This window comes from Bacteroides sp. AF39-11AC (assembly GCF_003474285.1).
In the GTDB taxonomy this organism is placed as follows: domain Bacteria; phylum Bacteroidota; class Bacteroidia; order Bacteroidales; family Bacteroidaceae; genus Bacteroides.
The window spans coordinates 696,650-718,425 of record NZ_QROH01000002.1 but is presented as its reverse complement, the minus strand read 5'-3'; the positions used below and the strand labels follow the sequence as shown (position 1 = coordinate 718,425).

Genomic DNA, 21,776 nt, shown 5'->3' with positions numbered 1-21,776 from the left:
ATGTGCGAATGCTTTTAATACAGAACATGGGGAAATTTTATTTCCGGCTTTCTTTATATTCTGTCGGCGTCATGCCATATTGTTGCTTAAAGCATTTACTGAAATAGTGGGAATCATTTAGTCCCACCATATAAGCTATCTGAGCCATATTATATTCATCAGTTTCTATTAGTTGGGCGGCACGTTTCATGCGTATTTCCCTTAGAAATTCTACAGGAGACAGGCCTGTCAGTGTTTTCAGTTTCTTAAAGAATACAGAACGGCTCATATTTACTTCGTTGGCAATATCTTCAACCATGAGGTCACCATTATCCAGATGTTTCTCTATTGTCTCCATAACTTTATCTATGAATTTCCGGTCGTTGGCGGATAAGGAGGGTGGTCTCTCTTCTTTTTCATAGTTCGGTTGTTGGCTGGTAGATGTGGGCAGCAGGCTTGCACAGAATAATGCTTGCAGCTTCTTGCGCTGGTCAACCAGGTTGAAAATTCGCGCTTTCAGATAGGCAGCACTGAAGGGTTTGGTTATATAGTCGTCTGCTCCTGATTTCATACCTTCTATTCTACTTTCGATAGTAGATTTGGCTGTCAACATTACAATAGGAATATGGCTGGTATTCATCTCTTCCCGCAGTTCGCGTACCATTTCAATTCCATCCTTTTCGGGCATCATCACGTCACTGATAATAATATCCGGCAGATATTTCTTACTCTTCTCTAATCCTATTTTTCCATTTTCTGCTTCTATCACATTGAAATGTTGAATAAAGATAGTCTTTATGAAGAAGCGTAGTTCCTGATTATCCTCTACAATCAGAATCGTTTCTTTTTCATGGTTCAGGTTTGTTTCTTCACTTTCTGCAAGAGAGGATAACGAGGTATTCATATATCCCGGAACAATATCAGTTATAACATAATCGGATAGGATGAATTCAACAGTTTCGTCAAAATGCTCTTTTCCTTTGGGAAGTTTGATAGTGAAGCAACTTCCTTCGCCAGGTTTGCTTTGGATGCTGATTGTACCATGATGCATATCGATCAATTCTTTAACGAGTGAAAGTCCGATACCGGTGCTGGCCTGGTTGAATAGATTTTTATCTACAAGATTCTCAAAGCGGATAAATAAAGATTTTTGTTTGTTTTCGGCAATGCCGATACCTTGATCTTCCACTGCAATCGTTACATCAGTTTCTCCCTCCTGTATACTTACTTTAATCTGCTTACCCTGGGGAGTATATTTGAATGCATTTGATAACAGATTAAATAATATTTTCTCTAATTTATCCGGGTCAGCCCATATTTTGATCTGCGAAGTTTGTGCAGTCATTCCGAAATCCATCTGATGTTCGTCCGCCAGCTTGTTGAAACTTTCCATTATCTGCCGGGTAAACGGGATAAGATCGATTTGCTGCACCTTCATTTTCATCTTCTTATTCTGGATTTTGCGGAAGTCCAGTATCTGGTTGACAAGGCGTAGCATTCGGTTTGTATTACGTTCTACTAAAACCAATTGTTCTCGTTCTTCATCCTCTAACTTGCCATGCTGCAAGACTTGCTCTATGGGGCCGGCAATCAGAGTCAACGGGGTACGTAATTCATGAGAGATGTTCGTAAAGAAACGTAATTTGATATCTGATATCTCTTGTTCTACAGTAACTTTATGTTTAAGTCTGAAGATGGTAAAGAGAATATAGGCAGCTATAAAAATGATTAATAGGATAAAGAGTATATAAAGCAGATACGCCCATGGGGTTTCCCAGAAAGAGGGAAGTACAGTGATGGCTAATGTACGTGTGTTTTCTACCCATACGCCGTCGCTATTTGTGGAACGGACTTTCAGAGTATAATGTCCTTTAGGAAGATTGGTGTAAGTGGCAGTTCGTTGATTGCCTATTTCATTCCAGTTTTTTTCAAACCCTTCCAACTGATAAGAATATGAAATGTTATTAGGATATTTCATATCCAGTGCTGCAAACTGAATACTAAAAGCATTTTTATCGTGAGGTAATGTTAGGAGTCGGGTATCATCGATATGGGTGGACAATATGCTGCCTTCTCCGGGTGTTACCGTTTTTTCCGCTTGTTGGAGGCGGGTAAAGATGATAGGGGGAATATAAGTACTTGTATGGATTGAATCCGGGAAGAAACAGAGGATCCCCTTGACTGTGTTAAACATCAGATGATCAGAGTGCGCCCGTAATGCAGCTCCTTCATTAAAGGAAATTCGTCTTGGAAAAACTCTGGAAGGGTAGTTTATGATCTTTTCTGTTGTAGGAATGAATTTACAGAGTTCTTCTTCTGTGGCACACCATAAATTGCCGTCTTTGTCTTCTTCGATAGATAACAGAACATCCGACGGGAGTCCGTTTTTCATCGTGTAGGCTTTGAATGTAGCTTGTTCTTTATTGAGTGAGAGTAATTTATTGAGACCACCTCCAAATGTTGCAACGTACATTTCACCTTTTTGAGTGAAGAAGATATTATGTACATCGTTATTGCTGAGGCTTTGTGGATTACCTGGTATACGGCTATAACGATGGAAAGTGATTTTCTCCGGTTCATTGAAATTACCTTCACACATCAGTAACCCTGTAGCACTGCCTATCCAAATATTTCCTTTAACATCAGAGGTGATGAAACGGGTACGATAACATTGAGTGATAGGGTAATTCTTTAAGCGGTTTCGGTAATTAATGAATTGGACAGGCTTTTCATTCGCTTCTTTTTTCAAATAGTTTATTCCGCCTTCAAATGTTGCAATCCAGATTCGTTGCTGTTTATCTTCATATAAACTGTAGATTTCATTGCCGCTTAGGCTATATACATTGTTGGTGTCAGTCGTATATTGGGTAAGGTGATAGGTCAATGGTTTACTTTGAGGTTTGGCTGCAATCAAACCATTACCCTTGGTGCCAATCCAGATTGTTCCTTCATGATCTTGCATAATGGCATAAGCAATGCCTAATTCATCTGTGCTATGAGGAGAAATCGTTCCTTGTGCAGTGAGATTGCCTATGTAACGTTGTTTTTGATCATAGACTCGTACTATTTTATCTTTATTTCCAGTCCATATGTATCCGTCACGATCTTGATAAATGGCGCGAATATTACTACCTGGAAATTCCGGATCATCAGGAGCTGCTGTCAAAAGATGAAAGTGATTGGTATTGAAAGAAACTTTTTCCAGTCCATTACCATATGATCCTAACCATAGATTACCTTGTTTATCGGTAAAAATAGCTGTGACTTTATTGTCGGTGCTCCACCCGGATTGCAAGGATGGGTTATAGAAGGGTTTTATACGATTGTTTTTACGATCATACCAAGCAAATCCACCACCGGAAGGGTGTATCCATAAAGCACCATTTATATCTTCATAGATATACATTTCAGGTCGGGAGTCAACAACATCTTTTCCGTATTTATCTTTCAGAATGAAGAAATCAAATTGTTCATTCTCTGGATTAAAGTGGGTGACTCCTTTTATTTTCAAACGCATCCACACTTCACCATTGGAATCGACATACACTTCTTTTACCTGGTTATCTTTCAGTGAAGGGTGGGTGGCAGTGTTGTAATGGCGGGAGGTTTTGCTTCTTTGCTCGTGAATAAAGAAGCCATCGGTGGCTGTGCCGATAAATAGTTTATCATGCTTTAATTGCCGGATAATTTTAAGGGAGGAGTGAGTGGTGAGTTCTTGTCTTGAGAACTGACCATTATTGGAATGATATTCGTAGATGCATCCTCGCTTGGAAGTGAAGTAAAGTGCATATTCATTTTCTAATGCATCATAAAAAGGCTGCTTGTCTTTTATTGAGGGGGTGACAAAATAGGGGGATAACTTTTCTTCACCATTTTTTTGACTCAGTCGATACAAGCCATTCTCTGTTAATATCCACTGGTTTTGTTGTTTATCCTGGAAGATGAGATTAATTCGTTCTGAATATGAAATTTGGTGGGATTTGAAAAAGTTAGTGGCTTTCATCTCCTGAGTATCCGGATGAATGGTTATACGAATTAGTTCATTCTGTATGGTAACCACCCAGACATCTCCGCATGGAAGTACATATATATCTTGTGATAAATAGTTCTCGTAAGGGATTGCCTGGAATTGTTCCGTTCTTGGATTAAATCTGTATACCTGATGGTCATAACTTCGCACCCAGATATATCCGTATTTATCTTCTTTTATATTGTCCAGACGGTTATTACTTAATCCGATACTATCGCCCGGGTGTGCTTTATAGTTCTTGAATGTATATCCATCGAACTTATAGAGTCCATCCCATGTGGCAAACCACATAACTCCTTTATGATCTTGCATGATTCCCTGTATGGTTTTTTGTGCAAGTCCATCCTCTGAAGTATATTGTGTGAAAGTATGTGGTAGCTGTCCCATGCACAGGCTATTGCAGGCTATGCAAAATATAAATAGTATCCAGATGTGCTTCATGATTAGATAATAAATGAGAGTTTATTTCAGCCATTTATCGAAAAATTCCAATGTCTCTTTCTGCATTTCCTTGTTAAAGAAGTGCTTCTCTTCCCATATTTTAGTAATCAGGCGGTCGGATGCTTTCTGGCTTTGCCAAACTGTTTGCATGATGTTATATGCATCTTTCACACCTTCTACTGGGAATAGCTTGTCCTGGCTTCCGTTAAAAAATAAAGTTGGTTTCGGGCACGCAATGCTTGCCGTATGCGGGTAGTCCAGATAGCGACGCAGGTTGGGTATCAACATAGAATAGGCTGATCCCCCTTTGTTCTGATTGTTGGTTAGTGTCATCAGATACTCGGTAGTGTTCATCCAGCAGATGGATGCGGAGGCTTTTATGCAATCGGTGATTGCAGCGAGCATCCATGAACGATAGGCTCCCATCGAAAAACCTGCGCAACCTACTTTATTCTTATTCACACATGGGAGTGAAGCCAGAAATTCTGCACTTCGTACATCATCTATTTGGATGAATGCTCCCCATGAACTCCCCATTTGCAGAAAGTTGGAAGCTAATGCCTGTTGTCCGTCATAGTTCACTCCTTCTTTCCGTCCGCGATCTCCCCAGAATAAGGCATCAATGGAGAGTACTACATAACCGTGTTCGGCAAAATAGTCTCCTGTATATTGTCCGTCGTAGCAACGGGATGCCCAGTCATCTGCATCTGCCATGACTTCGGTACTTACTCCGAATGGACGAACCATTTTTTCTTTACCAATGGAAAAGTGTGCACCATGGTCGTGCAGCATAACGACTGCCGGGAAAGGGCCTTCACCGTCAGGTATTAGCAGATAGGCGGGGATGCGGCACCATTCTGATACATTAAATAGTATTTTTTGAGCTTTATATCCATTGCGTTGTTTAGTAGCGATTACTTCCATGGCATAATCAGCGGGAGCAGGGGGCAAATTCTGCATACAGTCTAATAAGGTTTCCCGTGCCTGGGTACGCCATGTCTCAAATTTGCGGACAGGGGAATTTCCCCATGCCATCGGAAAGGTAAGTTGCTGTTTCAGTTGCTCATAGAAGACAGGCATATTTTTTACAACACCATAGGTAGTGGTGTCGGTTTGTGCAATCATGCCAAGATGTCCGAAGAGAACTATTAGGAAAATGGTTGTAATGCGTTTCATGGTCAGTGGTTGTTAAAATCTAAACAAAGATACATGATTTTTCTATGAAATACGTATCTTTACCGCATAGAATAAGCCTGTTATGATGAAAAAAATCTTATATCTGATAGTTGGGTTGGTGTGTGTATTATCAGTAAAAGCACAACCGGATTGTTTCTTTACCCATTATTCGTCTGAAGACGGACTTTCTCAAAATACAGTAATGAGTATCCTGCAAGATCGTAAAGGGAATATGTGGTTTGCTACTTGGGATGGTATTAATAAGTTCAATGGTTATTCATTTAAAACATATAAGGCACGGCTCGATAATCGTATCGTGTTGAGCCATAATCGTGTAGACCATATGGTGGAGGATAAGTATGGCTTCCTTTGGCTACAGACTTATGATAATCATGCTTATCGTTTTGATCCGCGTACGGAAGCATTTGAGCGTGTTCCGGCTGAAGGCGAAAGGGGCAGTGCAGTCAATGTCACGAAGATAGAAGCTCTTCCAGGTGGCGCGGTTTGGTTGCTAACCGAAACGGAAGGCGCCATTCGCATAGCTACGAACCCAGAAGATTATAGTTTGACTTCACAATGGTATTCCGCTCAATCAGGACAATTCTCTGCCACTCGTGTTTTTGGGGTATATGAAGACCTTTCGGGTAATGAATGGATATTGTCTGATAATGGATTGGGAATGTTGGCAGCAGGACAGACTACTCCGGCATCTTATTTTGTAGATGCTGCTGAACGGGAAAAGAAAGGAGGGCAAGCTTTTTATTCCTGTCTGGAATATGATTCAGAAATCTATTTTGGTTCGGATAACGGACGTGTGTGGTGCTATCAGAAGGAAAATGGACAATTTCAGTTGCAGAATTTGCCTGCATCTTCCCGTATTGTTTCTATCAATAGCGTGGAGGGTAATGAACTGATATTTACTACTGCGAAAGATGGTTTTTTCTCATATCAACCTAAGACGAAAGCGATAGAACATTTTCCGGCTTCCCACTTTCCAAATGCATCTATTCACTCGGTTTATGTAGATAAGGCGTCCGAGGTCTGGTTTGAACAGCATATTCCGGGTACAGTGGTGCACTTCAATCCGCGTACACGGATCCTGAAACATGAGAAAGTACCGGTGGAGCCTACCAGCACTGACCGCTCGCGTCCGGCTTTTCATATTCATGAGGATATTAATGGTGTACTGTGGGTACATCCTTATGGGGGCGGATTTTCATATTTTGATCGGAAAAGCAATAGCTTACATCCATTCTATAATAGTCTGTCAGGAAGTGATTGGCGTTTCTCTAATAAAATTCATGCAGCTTTTTCTGACCGACAGGGTGATTTATGGATGTGTACGCATTCTAAAGGACTGGAAAAAGTGACCTTCCGGCCATCTCAGTTCCGTGTGATGACTCCCATGCCACATGATTATGAGTCTTTGAGTAATGAGGTTCGTGCCCTTTGTGAAGATATGGATCAGAATTTATGGGTAGGTTTGAAAGATGGAAAATTACGGGTATATGATAAGAAACGCGTAGATAAAGGTTATTTGACTGAAAATGGTACAGTGTCGCACAGTGGTACTCCATTGCGTGGTAATGTCTATTTCATTTTGCAGGATAGCAAACAAAATCTTTGGATTGCAACGAAAGGGGATGGTCTGGTGAAAGCCGAGAAGCAAAAAGATGGATTGCACTATAAGTTGACTCGTTATCAGCATCAGGAAGAGGATATTTATAGTTTGAGTGACGACAATGTTTACTGTGTATATGAAGATAGTCACGGACGTATCTGGATAGCTACTTTTGCCGGTGGAATAAACTATATGACACGTGATCAGGGTGGAAAGGAAATCTTTGTGAACCACCGTAATAATCTGAAAGGATATCCCATTGACTATTGTTACAAAGCCCGTTTTATTACAGGAGACCATAAAGGACATATCTGGATAGGGACTACCATTGGTGCACTGATGATAGATGCCGGCTTCAAAAATCCCGAAGATGTGAAGTTTCATCATTTCCTGCGTGTTCCGGATAATGAGCATTGTCTGAGCAATAATGATGTACACTGGATTGTGTCGACCCGTAATCAGGAACTCTTCATTGCAACTTTTGGTGGCGGACTGAATAAACTGGTGTCATTGGACGGCAATGGTAATGCCACTTTCAAATCGTATACAGTGCAAGATGGACTCCCTTCGGATGTGCTGCTTTCCATACAGGAAGATAAGAACGGTTATTTGTGGTTGAGTTCTGAGAATGGCATAAGCAAATTTATTCCTTCTGAAGAGACGTTTGAAAACTATGCGGATAAAGAGATTTTCTTCCGTGCACGTTTCAGTGAGGCGGCTTCGGAATATACGGCTTCGGGAAATATACTTTTCGGAGCTAATACAGGTATCTTTTACTTTAATCCGGATTCTATTTGTAAAAGTAACTATGTACCGCCGATTGTTTTTTCCAAATTATTAATAGCTAATGAGGATGTACAGCCGGGACAAGGTTCGGTTCTGAAACAAGGTTTGGATGATACGAGAGAACTGGTATTATCCCATCGGGAGAATATCTTCACGATTCAGTTCGCTGCACTCGATTATTCCGCACCTTCTGAAATTCAGTATGCTTATATTTTGGAAGGTTTTGAAAAAGCTTGGAACTTTGTTGGCAAGCAACGTGCTGCAACCTATACCAACTTGCCGAAGGGACACTATATCTTTAAGGTTCGTTCGACCAATGGAGACGGAGTGTGGACGGAAAATACGCGCATACTGAATATTGAGATTCTTCCTTCTTTCTGGGAAACTCCGTTTGCCTACTTTCTGTATGTGCTTTTCGTTATACTGATTATTGTGACAGCTGTTTATATCCTGTTCACCATTTATCGTCTGAAACATGAAGTATCTGTGGAGCAGCAAATGACAGATATGAAGCTGCGCTTTTTTACAGATATTTCTCACGAACTGCGTACTCCGTTGACTCTGATTTCAGGGCCTGTGGAATACGTTCTAGCGAATACGAAACTTCCAGCTGATGCACGTGAGCAATTGCAGGTGGTAGAACGGAATACGAACCGTATGTTGAGGCTTATCAATCAGATTCTGGACTTCCGGAAGATACAGAACCGGAAGATGAAGATGCAGGTGCAACGCATAAACGTGGTTGCTTTTACCCGTAAGATCATGGAAAACTTTGAGTCGGTTGCCGAAGAACACCAGATAGACTTCCTGTTTGAAACAGAGAAGGAGGAATTATATCTGTGGGTGGACGTTGATAAGTTTGAGAAAATAGTATTCAATCTGCTTTCCAATGCCTTTAAGTACACTCCAAATGGGAAGATGATTACAGTTTTGGTGCGTGAAGATGAAAAGACGGTTTCCGTAGGTGTGGAAGATCAGGGAATAGGCATTGCGGATAATAAGAAGAAATCATTGTTTGTCCGTTTTGAGAATCTGGTAGACCGTAACTTGTTCAATCAGTCCAGTACAGGCATTGGTTTGTCGTTGGTGAAAGAACTGGTGGAGATGCACAAGGCAGTTATTACAGTTGATAGTAAATTAGGCGAGGGGAGTTGTTTTAAAGTAGATTTCCTGAAAGGAAAAGAGCACTATGATAAAACAGTGGAATTCTTACAGGATGATACTACTGTGGGTATGGGAGTTGTAGAACAAGTGACGGACATACTTAGTGAAGTTCCCAATCAGTCGGAAGAGGAAAGCCTTCCGGATGAGACCGAAGAAGATACAAATGCTAAAGGGACGATGCTGCTTGTGGAAGATAATTCAGAACTCCGTCTGTTCTTGCGCAGTATCTTTGCTTCCGAATACAGGATTGTGGAGGCTGTAGATGGTATGCAAGGTTGGAGTAAAGCTTTGAAATTCTTACCGGATATTATTATCAGTGATGTGATGATGCCCGAAAAGGATGGTATAGCTATGACTCGTGAATTGCGTGCGGACATGACGACCAGCCATATTCCTATTGTATTGTTGACAGCCAAAACTTCTATTGAGAGCAAACTGGAAGGCTTGGAGTATGGAGCTGATGACTATATTACCAAACCGTTCAGTGCCACTTATCTGAAAGCACGTGTAAAGAATCTGCTTACTCAACGTCAGAAACTGCAGGGCATTTATCGCGATAACTTAATGACTGGAGCTCCTGCCACTACTTCCGAAGAAGAAACAGTGGAAGAAAAAGGTCCTGAAATGTCTCCTAACGACCGTAAGTTTATGGATAAACTGGTAGACCTGATGGAAAAGAATATGGATAATGGTGAATTGGTGGTAGATGATCTGGTGCAAGAGTTGGCTGTCAGCCGTTCTGTATTCTTCAAAAAGCTGAAGACGCTGACCGGATTGGCTCCTATTGAGTTTATCAAAGAAATGCGTATTAAACGCGCTGTCCAGTTCATTGAAACCGGAGAGTATTCCATGACTCAGATTTCTTATATGGTGGGCATCAATGATCCGCGTTATTTCAGTAAGTGCTTTAAACAGAAGATGGGAATGACACCTACTGAGTATAGAGATAAGGGGCTGAAAAAATAACGCCCCTTTCTTGCTAGTTTTGCCAATGCGTTGTGTAATTTTTATTGGCATCTGTGATAATCAATACCCAATCATTTCCGTTTATATGATTGCCTTCGGGTTGGAAGGTTGCTGTATTGGAACTGAATTCACCAATATAAGACAGGTTGCCGTTGCGGGGTGAATACCACCAAGCCTTTTTAGTTTTTCCACTGATTTTATTGAGATTGACTTGCATGTTACGTCCGGTATAGTTATAGATTAACATATAATCATTTCCCCGGGTAGCAATAAGGCGTTCATACTTAGTACCATTCTCACCGGCAATGCAACTTTGATCGGGTACTCGTTCATAGAAGGGGAAAGCAAGTATTAAGGTCTTCAGGTACTTCATCTGGTTGAATCCGGGATCTTTTAGTGCATCATACCATAGCTTTGTTGCACCATAGGCCGGGTTCACTCCTGGTTTTAAGAATTGCATGATGGAACTGTGCCCGTATGTATGTCCGAATGCTCCGGCGAATACAGACCAATAAGCATATCTGCGTACATCATTGTCTTTCCAGAAACCTTCTTTTGGATCATGGAGGCCTTGTGGAATAGCTTCATAGGAAGGTTCGCCATCAATAACCGGACGTAATGGGCGTTGGGAAAGACTACGCTCCACATATCGCCAGTTATCCTCTTCCGTACCTTGTGGCAACAGGCTGTTTTTATCCTCTTTGCTTTGTCCGTATCGACGGTGTCCGCTTTGGAACATGTTGAAATCCAACCATGGGGTATCATTGAACCATTCTGTAGAAAGAGTCCGGCCGAAAGGATGGAAAGTCATTAGATGATTCTTGTCGATAGATTTGATAGTGTTAGCAAGCATGTTCCATACTTCTGTTTTGATGTTTCCGTAGATATCTCCGCCAATCATCCAGATGATGTTAGGACGATCTTTGTAACGATTGGCAAGGAAACTACCGTAAGTCTGGGCTTCTTCTACATTCATTTTTCCACTTTTTACCAATCCACCCCAAATGCAGACCATGCCAATATATATTCCTCTACGGGAGGCGGCATCAATGATGAAATCCATATGGTCCCAATAACCATATATTCCCGGATGATCTATGTTTGAGAAATCAAATCTATCCGGCATAGAGGATTGCCCATAAAAGTTCATTGCAGGTACACCATTGATTGTTTGTACTTGTACTACATTGAAACCGGCTTGTTTACATTGTTCCAGGTAGTATTCCGCTTCATCCCGGTTCAGTCTTTCGGGAAGTAACCAACCGGTATCTCCGAGCCAGAAGAAGGGAGTTCCGTTGGTATGTTGAAGATAGCGGAAGTTCTCTGATACTTGCAGTTTCCCATTCTCCCAAGGGAGATTACGGGATTGAGGGAATGCTTGTAAATAGATACAGGCAAAGATGGTATATAATAATAGTTTTTTCATGTCTTCCATTTTAAGGATATGAAGTAGCCGCTACCAAATAGTCATTTGGAGCGGCCCCTCTTTTTATTATTTATCTATAAGGATAGAAGAGATTATTACCAGCGTGGATCACCAGCAACACCTTTTAATGTAAGATTTATCAAACTGAAGTTACTGCCGGCTGCATTGCTGAAAGTTGCATTAACATCTGTCTTGGTTGATGTTAACTCCAATGCAGATGCCGGTTCTGTTGCACCATCAGCCATATACCATTTAATGTCAGTAGTACCATAGCAATTATCAAGAGTCATACTACCTTTTGCTGCTCTGAAAGCGCTAAATGCACCGATAGACCCAGTTGAGCTACCATCTTCCTTAATTGATACTGCATTGCCGCCAGGGCCGAATAGACAATCTTTTAGTTTTGGATCTGAACCGAATGACATATTGTTGAAATCAAACATGTAGTTGTTCCCATCTTTCATGTTGTATACAAAAGTACATTTCTCTGCAAAGAATGAATTAACTGATTTACTGTTTGGTTTCGTTGAAACAAATAACTTTTCACAGTGTGAGAAAGTACTGTTTGTGATATTGATATTTTTAATATCTGCATCACCATTATCTGCATTTGTAATACCATATCCACCAATAGAATCAACAATGCAATTATCCATGATGAAATTATCAATAGATGCTTTTGTTTGTATGCGGCATAGACCACGTTTGTATTTGATTGTTGAATTTAAGAGTTTCAATGTACCTAAACTTGCACCTGATTTATTGAAGTTAAATAAATAACATCCACCAAAATTGCCAGAAGTCTTAGGTTTGTCATCATGTTCAGTAAAGAACACGTTATTGACGATAAATCCACCTACAGATGCACCATCTTTTACTCCGAGATTTCCTGATACTCTGAAACTTGCATTTCCTCTTAATGTCTGTCCCGTAACAACACTAATTGTTCCGGTAGTTGCAGGAAGTAGAACTGTAGCTAATTCATAGGCTACGCCACCTTGTAATACAATGGTAATGTTTTGGTCAGGATATTGAGCAACTGCATCATCTATGAAACTTTGAGTAAATAGGCTGTAGCTATCCTCTTCACTGTAAGAGCGGAGGTCTATAACTGCTCCTTCATAATTTTCAGGCGCTTTAGTTGTAAACTTCTTCTTACCTAGATAAGTGTCACCATAGTAAGCGCGGACAATATAATTATTCTCAGGTTCTAATTCGTCAATAATGATTTGTCCTAAGGCTAATTCATCTGAAGATAGTGGTATTTCTTTTATAACCTCTTCAGTTTCTTCTGTTGCTCCCTCGGGAGTATATACATGGAATATCTTCAGATTATTGTATATTGCCGGACTACCCCATGATACCAGTGCCATATTATCAATGGTCTGCACCTCCTTTAAATCTGTAACGATATCTGTGGTGGTGATAGTAGGTACTATATAAAATTTAGATTCCAATCCGGAACTTTTGCTAAATGAACGTATTTTAATTACATAATCCGTATCGTATGACAAGCCTTCGAAACGATAAAATGTAGTGTCTGTTTCAGCTGTTAATTCCAGCCCATCTTCTCCTGATAACTCAAGTTGAAAAGAATCAGCGCCTTCATAGCGATCCCAATTGAGTTCGATCCATTGACCCCCTACGATTGTTTCATTTACAATAGGGCGGAATAAAGCATCTGCTTTTGGTAGGCTTTCATCGTCATCGCATCCTGTCATCATTGCACCAACTCCTAGGGTTAGTGCTAATAATAATGTTTTGATATTGAATATATTTTTCATAATCATTTGGCTTTTAGAGATTAGTTACTGCTTTTTACGTGTCCATAACCATCGTTATTAAGTACTGTACTGTTCTGAACAGTCTCAATACCAATAGGCAACAGATAAGGAACTGCACTTTGCCCGGTAGGATCTGTATAACCTCTCCAGCAATATTTGATATAGTTGGCAGGTTCATATTCACCTGTTTTTACTTCTTCTCCTGTTACAGGATCTTTAGCTGTTAATGCGGTAATAAGTTGGCTAGTGAAGTTCATAGTTGCATATTTTCCTTCATTTTCAGCTTTATTCAGATCTTCATCTTTTACAGTTTCTTTAGGCTCATCTTCCGGAGCCAATTTATATTTGTCATTCAGGAATACAAGCATACCGGCTTTCTTTGTATAATAAAGCTTTCTTGCATAGTTCAAATAAGGTTGTACTCCTGGTTCATCTTTGAACTCATCAATGGAAGAACGTCCCATCTGAGTTAAAGTTTCAATTGTTTCTACGATCTTCTTGCCATAGATGTTCCAACGCGCCAAGTCATATTTGCGTAAAGCTTCACCACCAAATTCCCATGCACGTTCATCAACAATAGCATTGAAGAACTCTTCTTTATTGCTTAAAGCATTTACATAGTTTGTAACCTTTTCGCTTTGATCTGCAGAAGAAAAAGCACGAGTACGTACTTTAAGCAGTTGCTCTTTTGCTAAAGCTGTTGGTCCATTCAACTCATTTTCTGCTTCAGCCAACATAAGCAACACATCGGAATAACGCATCAGAGGCCAATTAATACCGGTTCCCTTAGATGAATCTTTACCGGGGGTACTAGTCATCCACATGCGACTCCATTTTCCAACGGTAAGCCCTGTAAATGATTCTGGTGATTGAGTGTTATCACTTGTATATTTAGCAAAACAGCAAGTAACGTCACGACGTATATCATTGTCATCGAATGAACAATAGTAACTTGGGGTTAAGTTTACTTGAATTGTTGTTGAACCTTTAGAACTAGCACTTACTGTTTGACCGATACACCAAGCTACATCGCCGCCATTACCGGCAACAAAGGCTACTTCATAAAGAACTTCTTCGTTAGGAGTTGTTACAAACTGACATTGACGTTCAAATATGTTTTTATAATCTGATACTAACGTACGTCCTTTCAGACTGATAAGTTTTTGACAGTAATCTTTGGCTAGTTCATAGTAATCTCTGGAGGTACTAGCTCTTTTTTCTGTACCATTAATAGTATAGGTAACAGTTAAATCTTCACTTGTTACATCCAAATAATCTTCTGCGCGTTTCATTGTGCCTTCTTTGGTCATTCCATATCCTGCACGGAACATTGCCAGACGTGCAATCAAACCAAGTGCAAAATCACGATTCATGCGTTCGATACCATCGGGTGCGACATCAGAGAACATCATATTTTCTTCTTGATCAACTAATGCCTGAATTTCTTTAGAGAAGATTATATTTTTATCTGTTTTGGGGAGATCTAATTCCATACCTGCCTTTGCAGCTTCACTAAAATAAGGAACATCTCCCCAAATACAACATAACATCCAATAACGATAAGCACGTAAGCAATAGGCTTCTGCCAACATACTTTTCATATTAGGAGTATTAGCTATTGAACTTTGTCTGATACCTTCAATGACTTGGTTAGCTCTATCTATTGCTAAATAGTTATTATCCCACGCCTTTTTTATATCACCAAACCCTTCTAGTAATCCACCTTGCAATGACCATACATCACGACGACTACCATCTGGTTTTTCGCCTGGCGCAATAGCTTCTACATCGGTGTTTTGTGCCCATACTGCTGACATACGAGATGTGAAAGGGTCTTCACAGAATAATTGGTATGCTCCCAAAAGCACTTTTTTTGCATCATTTTCATTAGAGAAAACGTAGTTTGTATCGAACTGAGAGGGAGAGTCTACTGTAAGGAAATCCTCACAAGAAGTTAATGATGCCGCTCCCATGAATGTTGCTATTATATATTTATTTATTTTCATGATGATTATCTTTTAAGTTAGATTAGAAAGTCAAGTTTACACCCAATGTCCAAGAGAAACTCTTCGGATAACAAGAGTAATCGACGCCTGGGGTAAGACCGGAAGCTGAACTACCACGGATAGTGGAACTAACTTCGGGGTCATAACCGGAATAGCTTGTAAGGCAGAATACATTATTAAGTGTGCAATAAACGCGGAGCATTTCACACATGAACTTGTTAGTATATTTTTTAGGAATAGTATATCCTACCGTTACATTTTGTAGGCGTAAGAATGAACCATCTTCGATAGCCCAAGAATGAGGAGTGATAACAGCATTACCAAATGACCATGGTGTCCAGTATTTTTTTGCGTTAGCACCCTCATTCATTTGCTGTAAGGTAGCTAAATCAGTTACTAAATTACCTGCATTATCAATATATGTATATCGGTTGCTACTATTCATAAACCCTAATAAGTTAGGATTGCTAACTCTGTATTGTTGAGAAGCAGACATTTTTTCTGCATTATAGATATCATTTCCATAAACAAAGCTAAACATAAGTGATGCATCAAAGCCATAGAATGTTCCGTTTAAACCGAAACCGCCAGTGAATTTAGGTGATGCTTTACCAATTACTGTACGGTCGTAATCATCAATTACTCCATCTGGTTTGCCATTAGGACCGGAGATATCTTTAAATTTGATAGTTCCGGGACGTATACCTGCTTTTCCACCAAGAAGTCCAGTAGTAGGTACGCCATCTTTTAAAATGTATTTCTTAGAATTTTCGTCATAACTGCTAAAATCATTTGTTGTATAGTAACCATCTGTAACCCAACCCACCATCAAACCTACAGGTTGTCCTACCTTTACTAAATAGTCATTATAGCCTTTGTTGTCGGTGCTTGCCCAACCAGAAGAAAAGGCCATTTCAGACAAACCATTAGCCAGTTTTTCTACTTTAGATTTGTTGAATCCAATGTTAAAGTTAGCAGATAAACTATAGTTTTTCTTTTCTAGAATGAAAGCATTCAAACTTATTTCGAGACCCTTGTTTGATGTTTCAGCTGTATTTTCCATGGTGGTTGTATAACCAGGAGCTACGATACTACGCTCAATCAAAAGATCTTTAGCTGTGTTCCAATAAGCTTCTACTGTACCGGATATTTTTTCATTAAATAAACCAAAGTCTAAACCTATATTACGTGTAATGGTAGTTTCCCACTTTAAATCGGGGTTAGCCAGCTGTTTGTTAGTAGCTGAATAATAGTTATTGAGAGCATCTCCGATACCATAAGTTTTACTTGCATTAATTGCGTAAGTCATCATATATAACGTATTTGCAATGCGGTTATTACCTACTGTACCATAACTGAGGCGTAACTTTAAATTAGATAACCAATCTTTGGTATTTTCCATAAATGGTTCTTGGTTAATACGCCATGCAATAGCACCTGCTGGGAAATATCCCCACTGCTTACCAGGAGCAAATTTGGAAGAACCATCGGCACGCATGGTGAAGGTAACCAAATAGCGATCTCCATAGTTGTAGTTCAAACGTCCGAAGAAAGAAGCCAAATTATCATCTGCACTTATCTTACTGGTTGTTTTCTTTGTACCGTCTGCCAAACCAAAGTTTGCAAAAACTTGTTCTGCGTTCAAATCTTTACTGAAATAGTCTGCATACATATAATTCTGATTCCCCATACTACTGTTGATCTCTTGTCCTAACAAAATGTTGAAACGATGATCTTTGTTAATTGCGAAATCATAAGTCAATGTGGCAGCTTCACGAAGTTTCTTTTTATTTTCTTTTGTCCAATCGGCCAGTGGGAGTCCTCCTACATATGAGGCATTGCTGGTTGTATGTCCCCACCAGTTTTGAGTTTCATTGAAACCCCATTCGTAACCTGCTTCTGCTTTAAAACTTAATCCTTTTAGTATATTCCAAGTTATACTACCATTGAATTTATAGCTTTTTTGATATTTTCTTTTCCAATATTGTTGAGCACGTTCAGTCAAAGACATGTGGCTGGCTTGCCATTCTTCGTATTCTTCCTCTGTCATTTGGCTTGGATCCACCTCTTTGAATCCATTTAAACCTTCTGTTGGAGCTTTAGTAATAGCTTCAGATGTACGTACTTTGTAATTACCACCGGCAGTACCAGAACCATTTGTTGTAGCGTCAGAAAGACGAGCATTGAAATCAAATTTTAAAGCTTTTGATATTTCGTGGCTTAATTTGAAGTTTCCAGTAACACGACTAAAATCATTATTTACCATCAAACCGCCATCTTTCTGGTAGGTAACACTTAGGCTATATTTCGTTTTCTCACTACCACCTTGAATGCTGATGTTGTGTGAGTTGGAAAGTACATTTGAACCGAACATGTCATCTTGCCAGTCAGTGCCTTCAATGCTTTTATATAGGTATAAGTCATCATATACACCGAAATTATTTGCAAAGTTTTTCAGGTCGGTAGTACCTCCTAATGCTGCTAATTCATAATTAGCCATTACATATTCATAAGTATCCAATACTTTCTTACGATTAGCTAATTTCTTAGATTGCATATAGCCGGTATAAGAAATTTGTGTTTTGCCGCCTTTAGCGCTTTTGGTAGTAATAATTACAACACCATTTGCACCTTGCGAACCATAAATAGCGGTAGAAGAGGCATCCTTCAAAACATCGATAGTTTGGATATCAGCAGGGGCAACATCATTAATGTTGGATACCGGGAAGCCATCCACGATGTAAAGAGGTGAGTTGTCACCTGTAACAGAACCACCACCACGTACACGAATAAGCATTTCTGCTTCAGGAGAACCATCTGTTGTAGTAATTTGTACACCGGCTAAACGCCCTGTTAAAGCTTCAGCAGCACTGGATACAGGAACCTTTGCTAAAGTTTCCCCACTAACAGAAGATACTGAACCGGTTAAGTCTTTTTTCTTAGTAGTACCATAACCGATAACCACAACCTCATCTAAAGCTTGTGAGTCATCTTCTAGTATTACATTAATTGATTTTTGACCTTTTAGGGCTATTTCCTGTGTTTTCATACCTACATAGGAAAAAATTAAGGTCGCATTTGCAGGAACGTTGATAGAAAAATTTCCATCGATGTCGGTTATTACACCATTACTGGTATTTCCTTTTTGTACAACGGAAGCACCGATAACCGTCTCTCCTGTTTGGTCTGTCACTGTACCTTTTACAGTTACATTTTGCGCAGATACGCTAAGCGATATCACGGCTACTAAAAAGAATAGTAGCGCGGTGCGCATGTTTTTCATCTTGTTAGACATTCTTTGCATGTTATTAATTAAAAATGATTTTTTTCATTAGTGTGTTCGTGCACACTGTTAATTCTTTGCTGCAAATGTATATGGATGTAAAAAGATAAATGTGTAATATCTGTTTTTAGGGTGGTAATTTTTGTTTTTCACTATATATATTATTTCTGTGGCTTATCGAAATGATGTTATATAACAGAAAAGAGGGGAATTTATTGTTCCCCTCTTGACACTTTAACATATGAACGGCTCACTTAAGTCGCTATCTCTATGTTTTTGATAACTATTTATTTTATTGTTCTTTTGATGTCAGAATGTACTCTTTGCCTGCACTTGTTTCAATGTCATAGACATAAGTCTGTGCATATTCCGGTATGCAAATTGGAGCATTAGCGGCAATTAATGGCTTGCGGATGCTCTGTGATTGCAAAAGTGGGTTGTCGGACACTTCTTGCGTAGTTGGGCTCAATTTTTCCCCATTCAAATACAAGGGAGTCTGAGTGCGGATACGGAGTGTACCACCAATATTGGAGGTTATAACGGCGGTTTGTAACTTACCGTTTTCCCACTTCATTTCATTCACAGTAAATCCACCACGGCAACGGATACCTTTCAGTGTTCCTTCTTTCCATACGTCAGGCAGAGCAGGAAGAAGATGGATAGCACCGTCATGGCTTTGAACCAGCATTTCGGCAATACCGGCAGCACAGCCAAAGTTACCGTCAATCTGGAAAGGCGGGTGGGCATCGAACAAGTTTGGATAGGTGCCACCATTTTGCCCCTTTTCGTCAGTGGTGGGGTGAAGTTGGTCTGTAATCAGTTTATAAGCATGGTTACCATCCAGCAGACGAGCCCATAAGCAAACTTTCCATCCCATCGACCAGCCCGTAGAATGGTCACCACGTCCAATCAAAGACTTCTTGGCTGCTTCAAACAGAACAGGGGAATGATAGGCGCTGATCTGGCGTCCCGGATACAGTCCCCAGAGATGGGAAATATGGCGATGACGATCTTTAGGATTATCCCAGTCGTACATCCACTCCTGTAACTGCCCCCAACGGCCTACCTGCATCGGTGCTAAATTGTCGACAACAGTCTGCAGACTGTCGGTGAAAGTGGTTGTTTCGTTCATTAGCTTGGCTGCGGCAATGGTGTTGTAGAAAAGATCGTAAACCATCTGGTTGTCCATAGTGGTACCGGCAACAACGACAAATGTGCGTTGTCCATTTACTGCAGGACTATTTTCCGGAGAGTAGGAGGGGGCAACTACCAACCAGTTGTTTTCCGGTTCGCGTACCAAAAAGTCGAGGTAGAACTCACAGGCCCCGCGCATCAAAGGATATGCTTCCGAGAGATAGTTCTTATCACCGGAGAATAGATACCGGTCCCAAAGATGCTGGCAGAACCAGGCATTGCAGGTAGGCCATACACCATAACTTGGTCCGTCGACAGCACCTGTGCTGCGCCAGATGTCTGTGTTGTGATGTAATGTCCAGCCGCGACAACCGTACATGGCTGCGCTTTCACGTCCTTGTATGGCTACTTCTTTCACTAATTGCAGGAAAGGTTCGTGCATTTCGGGCAGAGAAGTGCTTTCGGCTGGCCAATAGTTCATTTCAACGTTGATGTCAGTGGTATATTTGCCATCCCAGGGAGCACGTAGTTGGTAGTTCCAGATACCCTGCAGGTTGGCAGCCTGTCCACCCGGTTGAGAACTGCATATTAAGAGGTAACGTCCGAATTGGAAGTACAAGGCAGCCATCTGCGGATCGAAACTACTGCTGAACTCTTTTACACGTACATCTGTCGGTTTATTGATCTGAGCATTACTTCCCAAGTTCAGAGATACACGGTTGAAGTATTTCTGATATGCATTGATATGTGAAGCCTTACTCTTTGTGTAGTTCTTATTAACCTGTTTCAGATACTGTTGTGCGCTATTGAGGGCATCACCCGAAACGTCTTTATAATTCACGAAGTTGGTTCCGACGGAAACATACAGTACAACACTGTTCGCGTCTTTTACCTGTAGAGTGCTGTCTGATAGTATTTCCAACTTTCCACCGTTGTTTTCTATACAGGTAAGTGCGGTAAATTCTACTTTTCCTTCAATGCCTTCATGATCGTTGGCTTTTCCATTCAATTGCAATTCCTTACGGGGGGAGATGCAACGTACCACACCACTTTTATAAGGAGTGGTGTATTTGGCTGTGAATGAGATGCTTCTCTTTTGTGAAGCCGTCAGCCGGATCACTAATACCTGATCGGGGAAGGAGGTGTAGGCTTCTCGCGTATAAGTCACACCATTGGCTGTGAAGCGGGTGGTAGCAATTGCCTTTTCTATATCCAGATCGCGGTAATAGTCATTGTACTCATTGATACCGTCGAAGTCCAGATGCAGTGAACCTACTGTCTGATAAGGCATTCCATTGGCTGATTGCGAGCAAATGGTAGGGCCGCAAAGCTCCTGTGCTTCTTTGTTCTTACCTTCGAAGATGAGCTGGCGGATACGAGGCAGGGCATCTTTAGCTTTGGGGTTGGTATTGTTGTGGGGAGAACCGCCCCACACGGTTTCTTCGTTCAACTGGAACTGTTCGTGTACCGGATCGCCGAAAACCATGGCGCCTATACGTCCGTTACCTAATGGCAGAGCTTCCACCCATTGCGTGGCAGGTTTGTCGTACCATAGTTTGAGGGTTTGATCTTCTTGTTGTGCCTGTAGATTAGTTCCGGCATAAACAACTGTGAAACATGCTAATAACCATTTCTTTATCATTGTTTTTCATTTTTAGTATTTCGATTGCAATGTTAGGCAGTTTAAGGCATTCTGAGGGGGAATAATTGGCTAAAAAGGAGTAAAAATGACGCAATACGGCACAATAATGAGCTAAATGATAATTTATCGGGCTGAATTTTAAGCCTGAAAGGCTTGCATTATATAGCGTAGGGCATCGCCCTACGTAATATACATCCCCATTTTTGAGCCCTGAAAGGGCGAGATAAAGCGTGTATGCTTGATTGCGCCCTTTCAGGGCTTAAATAGAGATATACATAATCACGTAGGGCGTTGCCCTACGCTATGTAATCTCAGGCTTTCAGCCTTATAAAATCCGC

The 21,776-nt window shown here is 40.5% G+C and carries 8 protein-coding genes; 1 reads left to right on the top strand and 7 read right to left on the bottom strand.

Annotated features, from left to right (window positions below; genetic code table 11):
- Positions 1-37: 37 nt before the first annotated feature.
- Both DW036_RS05540 and DW036_RS05535 read right to left on the bottom strand, forming a co-directional pair.
- Positions 38-4,450, bottom strand: a complete 4,413-nt coding sequence (locus tag DW036_RS05540; RefSeq protein ID WP_118461935.1) for a two-component regulator propeller domain-containing protein — start codon at positions 4,448-4,450, stop codon at positions 38-40.
- Positions 4,451-4,471: 21 nt separating this feature from the next.
- Positions 4,472-5,626: a dienelactone hydrolase family protein gene (locus DW036_RS05535; RefSeq protein ID WP_118461934.1), complete on the bottom strand. Its 1,155-nt coding sequence runs from the start codon at positions 5,624-5,626 to the stop codon at positions 4,472-4,474.
- Positions 5,627-5,711: 85 nt separating this feature from the next.
- Here DW036_RS05535 and DW036_RS05530 point away from each other — a divergent pair, with 85 nt between their 5' ends.
- Positions 5,712-10,163 (top strand): hybrid sensor histidine kinase/response regulator transcription factor, encoded by a 4,452-nt coding sequence (locus tag DW036_RS05530; protein WP_118462071.1) that lies wholly within the window; start codon positions 5,712-5,714, stop codon positions 10,161-10,163.
- Between the two features lie 13 nt (positions 10,164-10,176).
- On the opposite strand, the gene DW036_RS05525 is transcribed toward DW036_RS05530, so the two are convergent.
- The 5 genes from DW036_RS05525 to DW036_RS05505 form a co-directional block, all read right to left on the bottom strand.
- Positions 10,177-11,589 carry a glycoside hydrolase family 140 protein gene (locus DW036_RS05525; RefSeq protein WP_118462069.1) on the bottom strand — a complete coding sequence of 471 codons (1,413 nt, stop codon included), beginning with the start codon at positions 11,587-11,589 and terminating at the stop codon, positions 10,177-10,179.
- Positions 11,590-11,684: 95 nt separating this feature from the next.
- Positions 11,685-13,373, bottom strand: a complete 1,689-nt coding sequence (locus tag DW036_RS05520) for a DUF4957 domain-containing protein (RefSeq protein WP_158585944.1) — start codon at positions 13,371-13,373, stop codon at positions 11,685-11,687.
- A 20-nt stretch (positions 13,374-13,393) separates the two neighbouring features.
- Positions 13,394-15,379, bottom strand: coding sequence for a RagB/SusD family nutrient uptake outer membrane protein (locus DW036_RS05515; protein WP_118461930.1), 1,986 nt, complete (start codon positions 15,377-15,379; stop codon positions 13,394-13,396).
- 22 nt (positions 15,380-15,401) lie between these two features.
- On the bottom strand, positions 15,402-18,662 hold the full coding sequence (locus DW036_RS05510) for a TonB-dependent receptor (RefSeq protein ID WP_233560312.1): 3,261 nt from the start codon (positions 18,660-18,662) through the stop codon (positions 15,402-15,404).
- A 292-nt stretch (positions 18,663-18,954) separates the two neighbouring features.
- Positions 18,955-21,438 (bottom strand): glycoside hydrolase N-terminal domain-containing protein, encoded by a 2,484-nt coding sequence (locus DW036_RS05505; RefSeq protein ID WP_118461927.1) that lies wholly within the window; start codon positions 21,436-21,438, stop codon positions 18,955-18,957.
- Positions 21,439-21,776 lie beyond the last annotated feature (338 nt).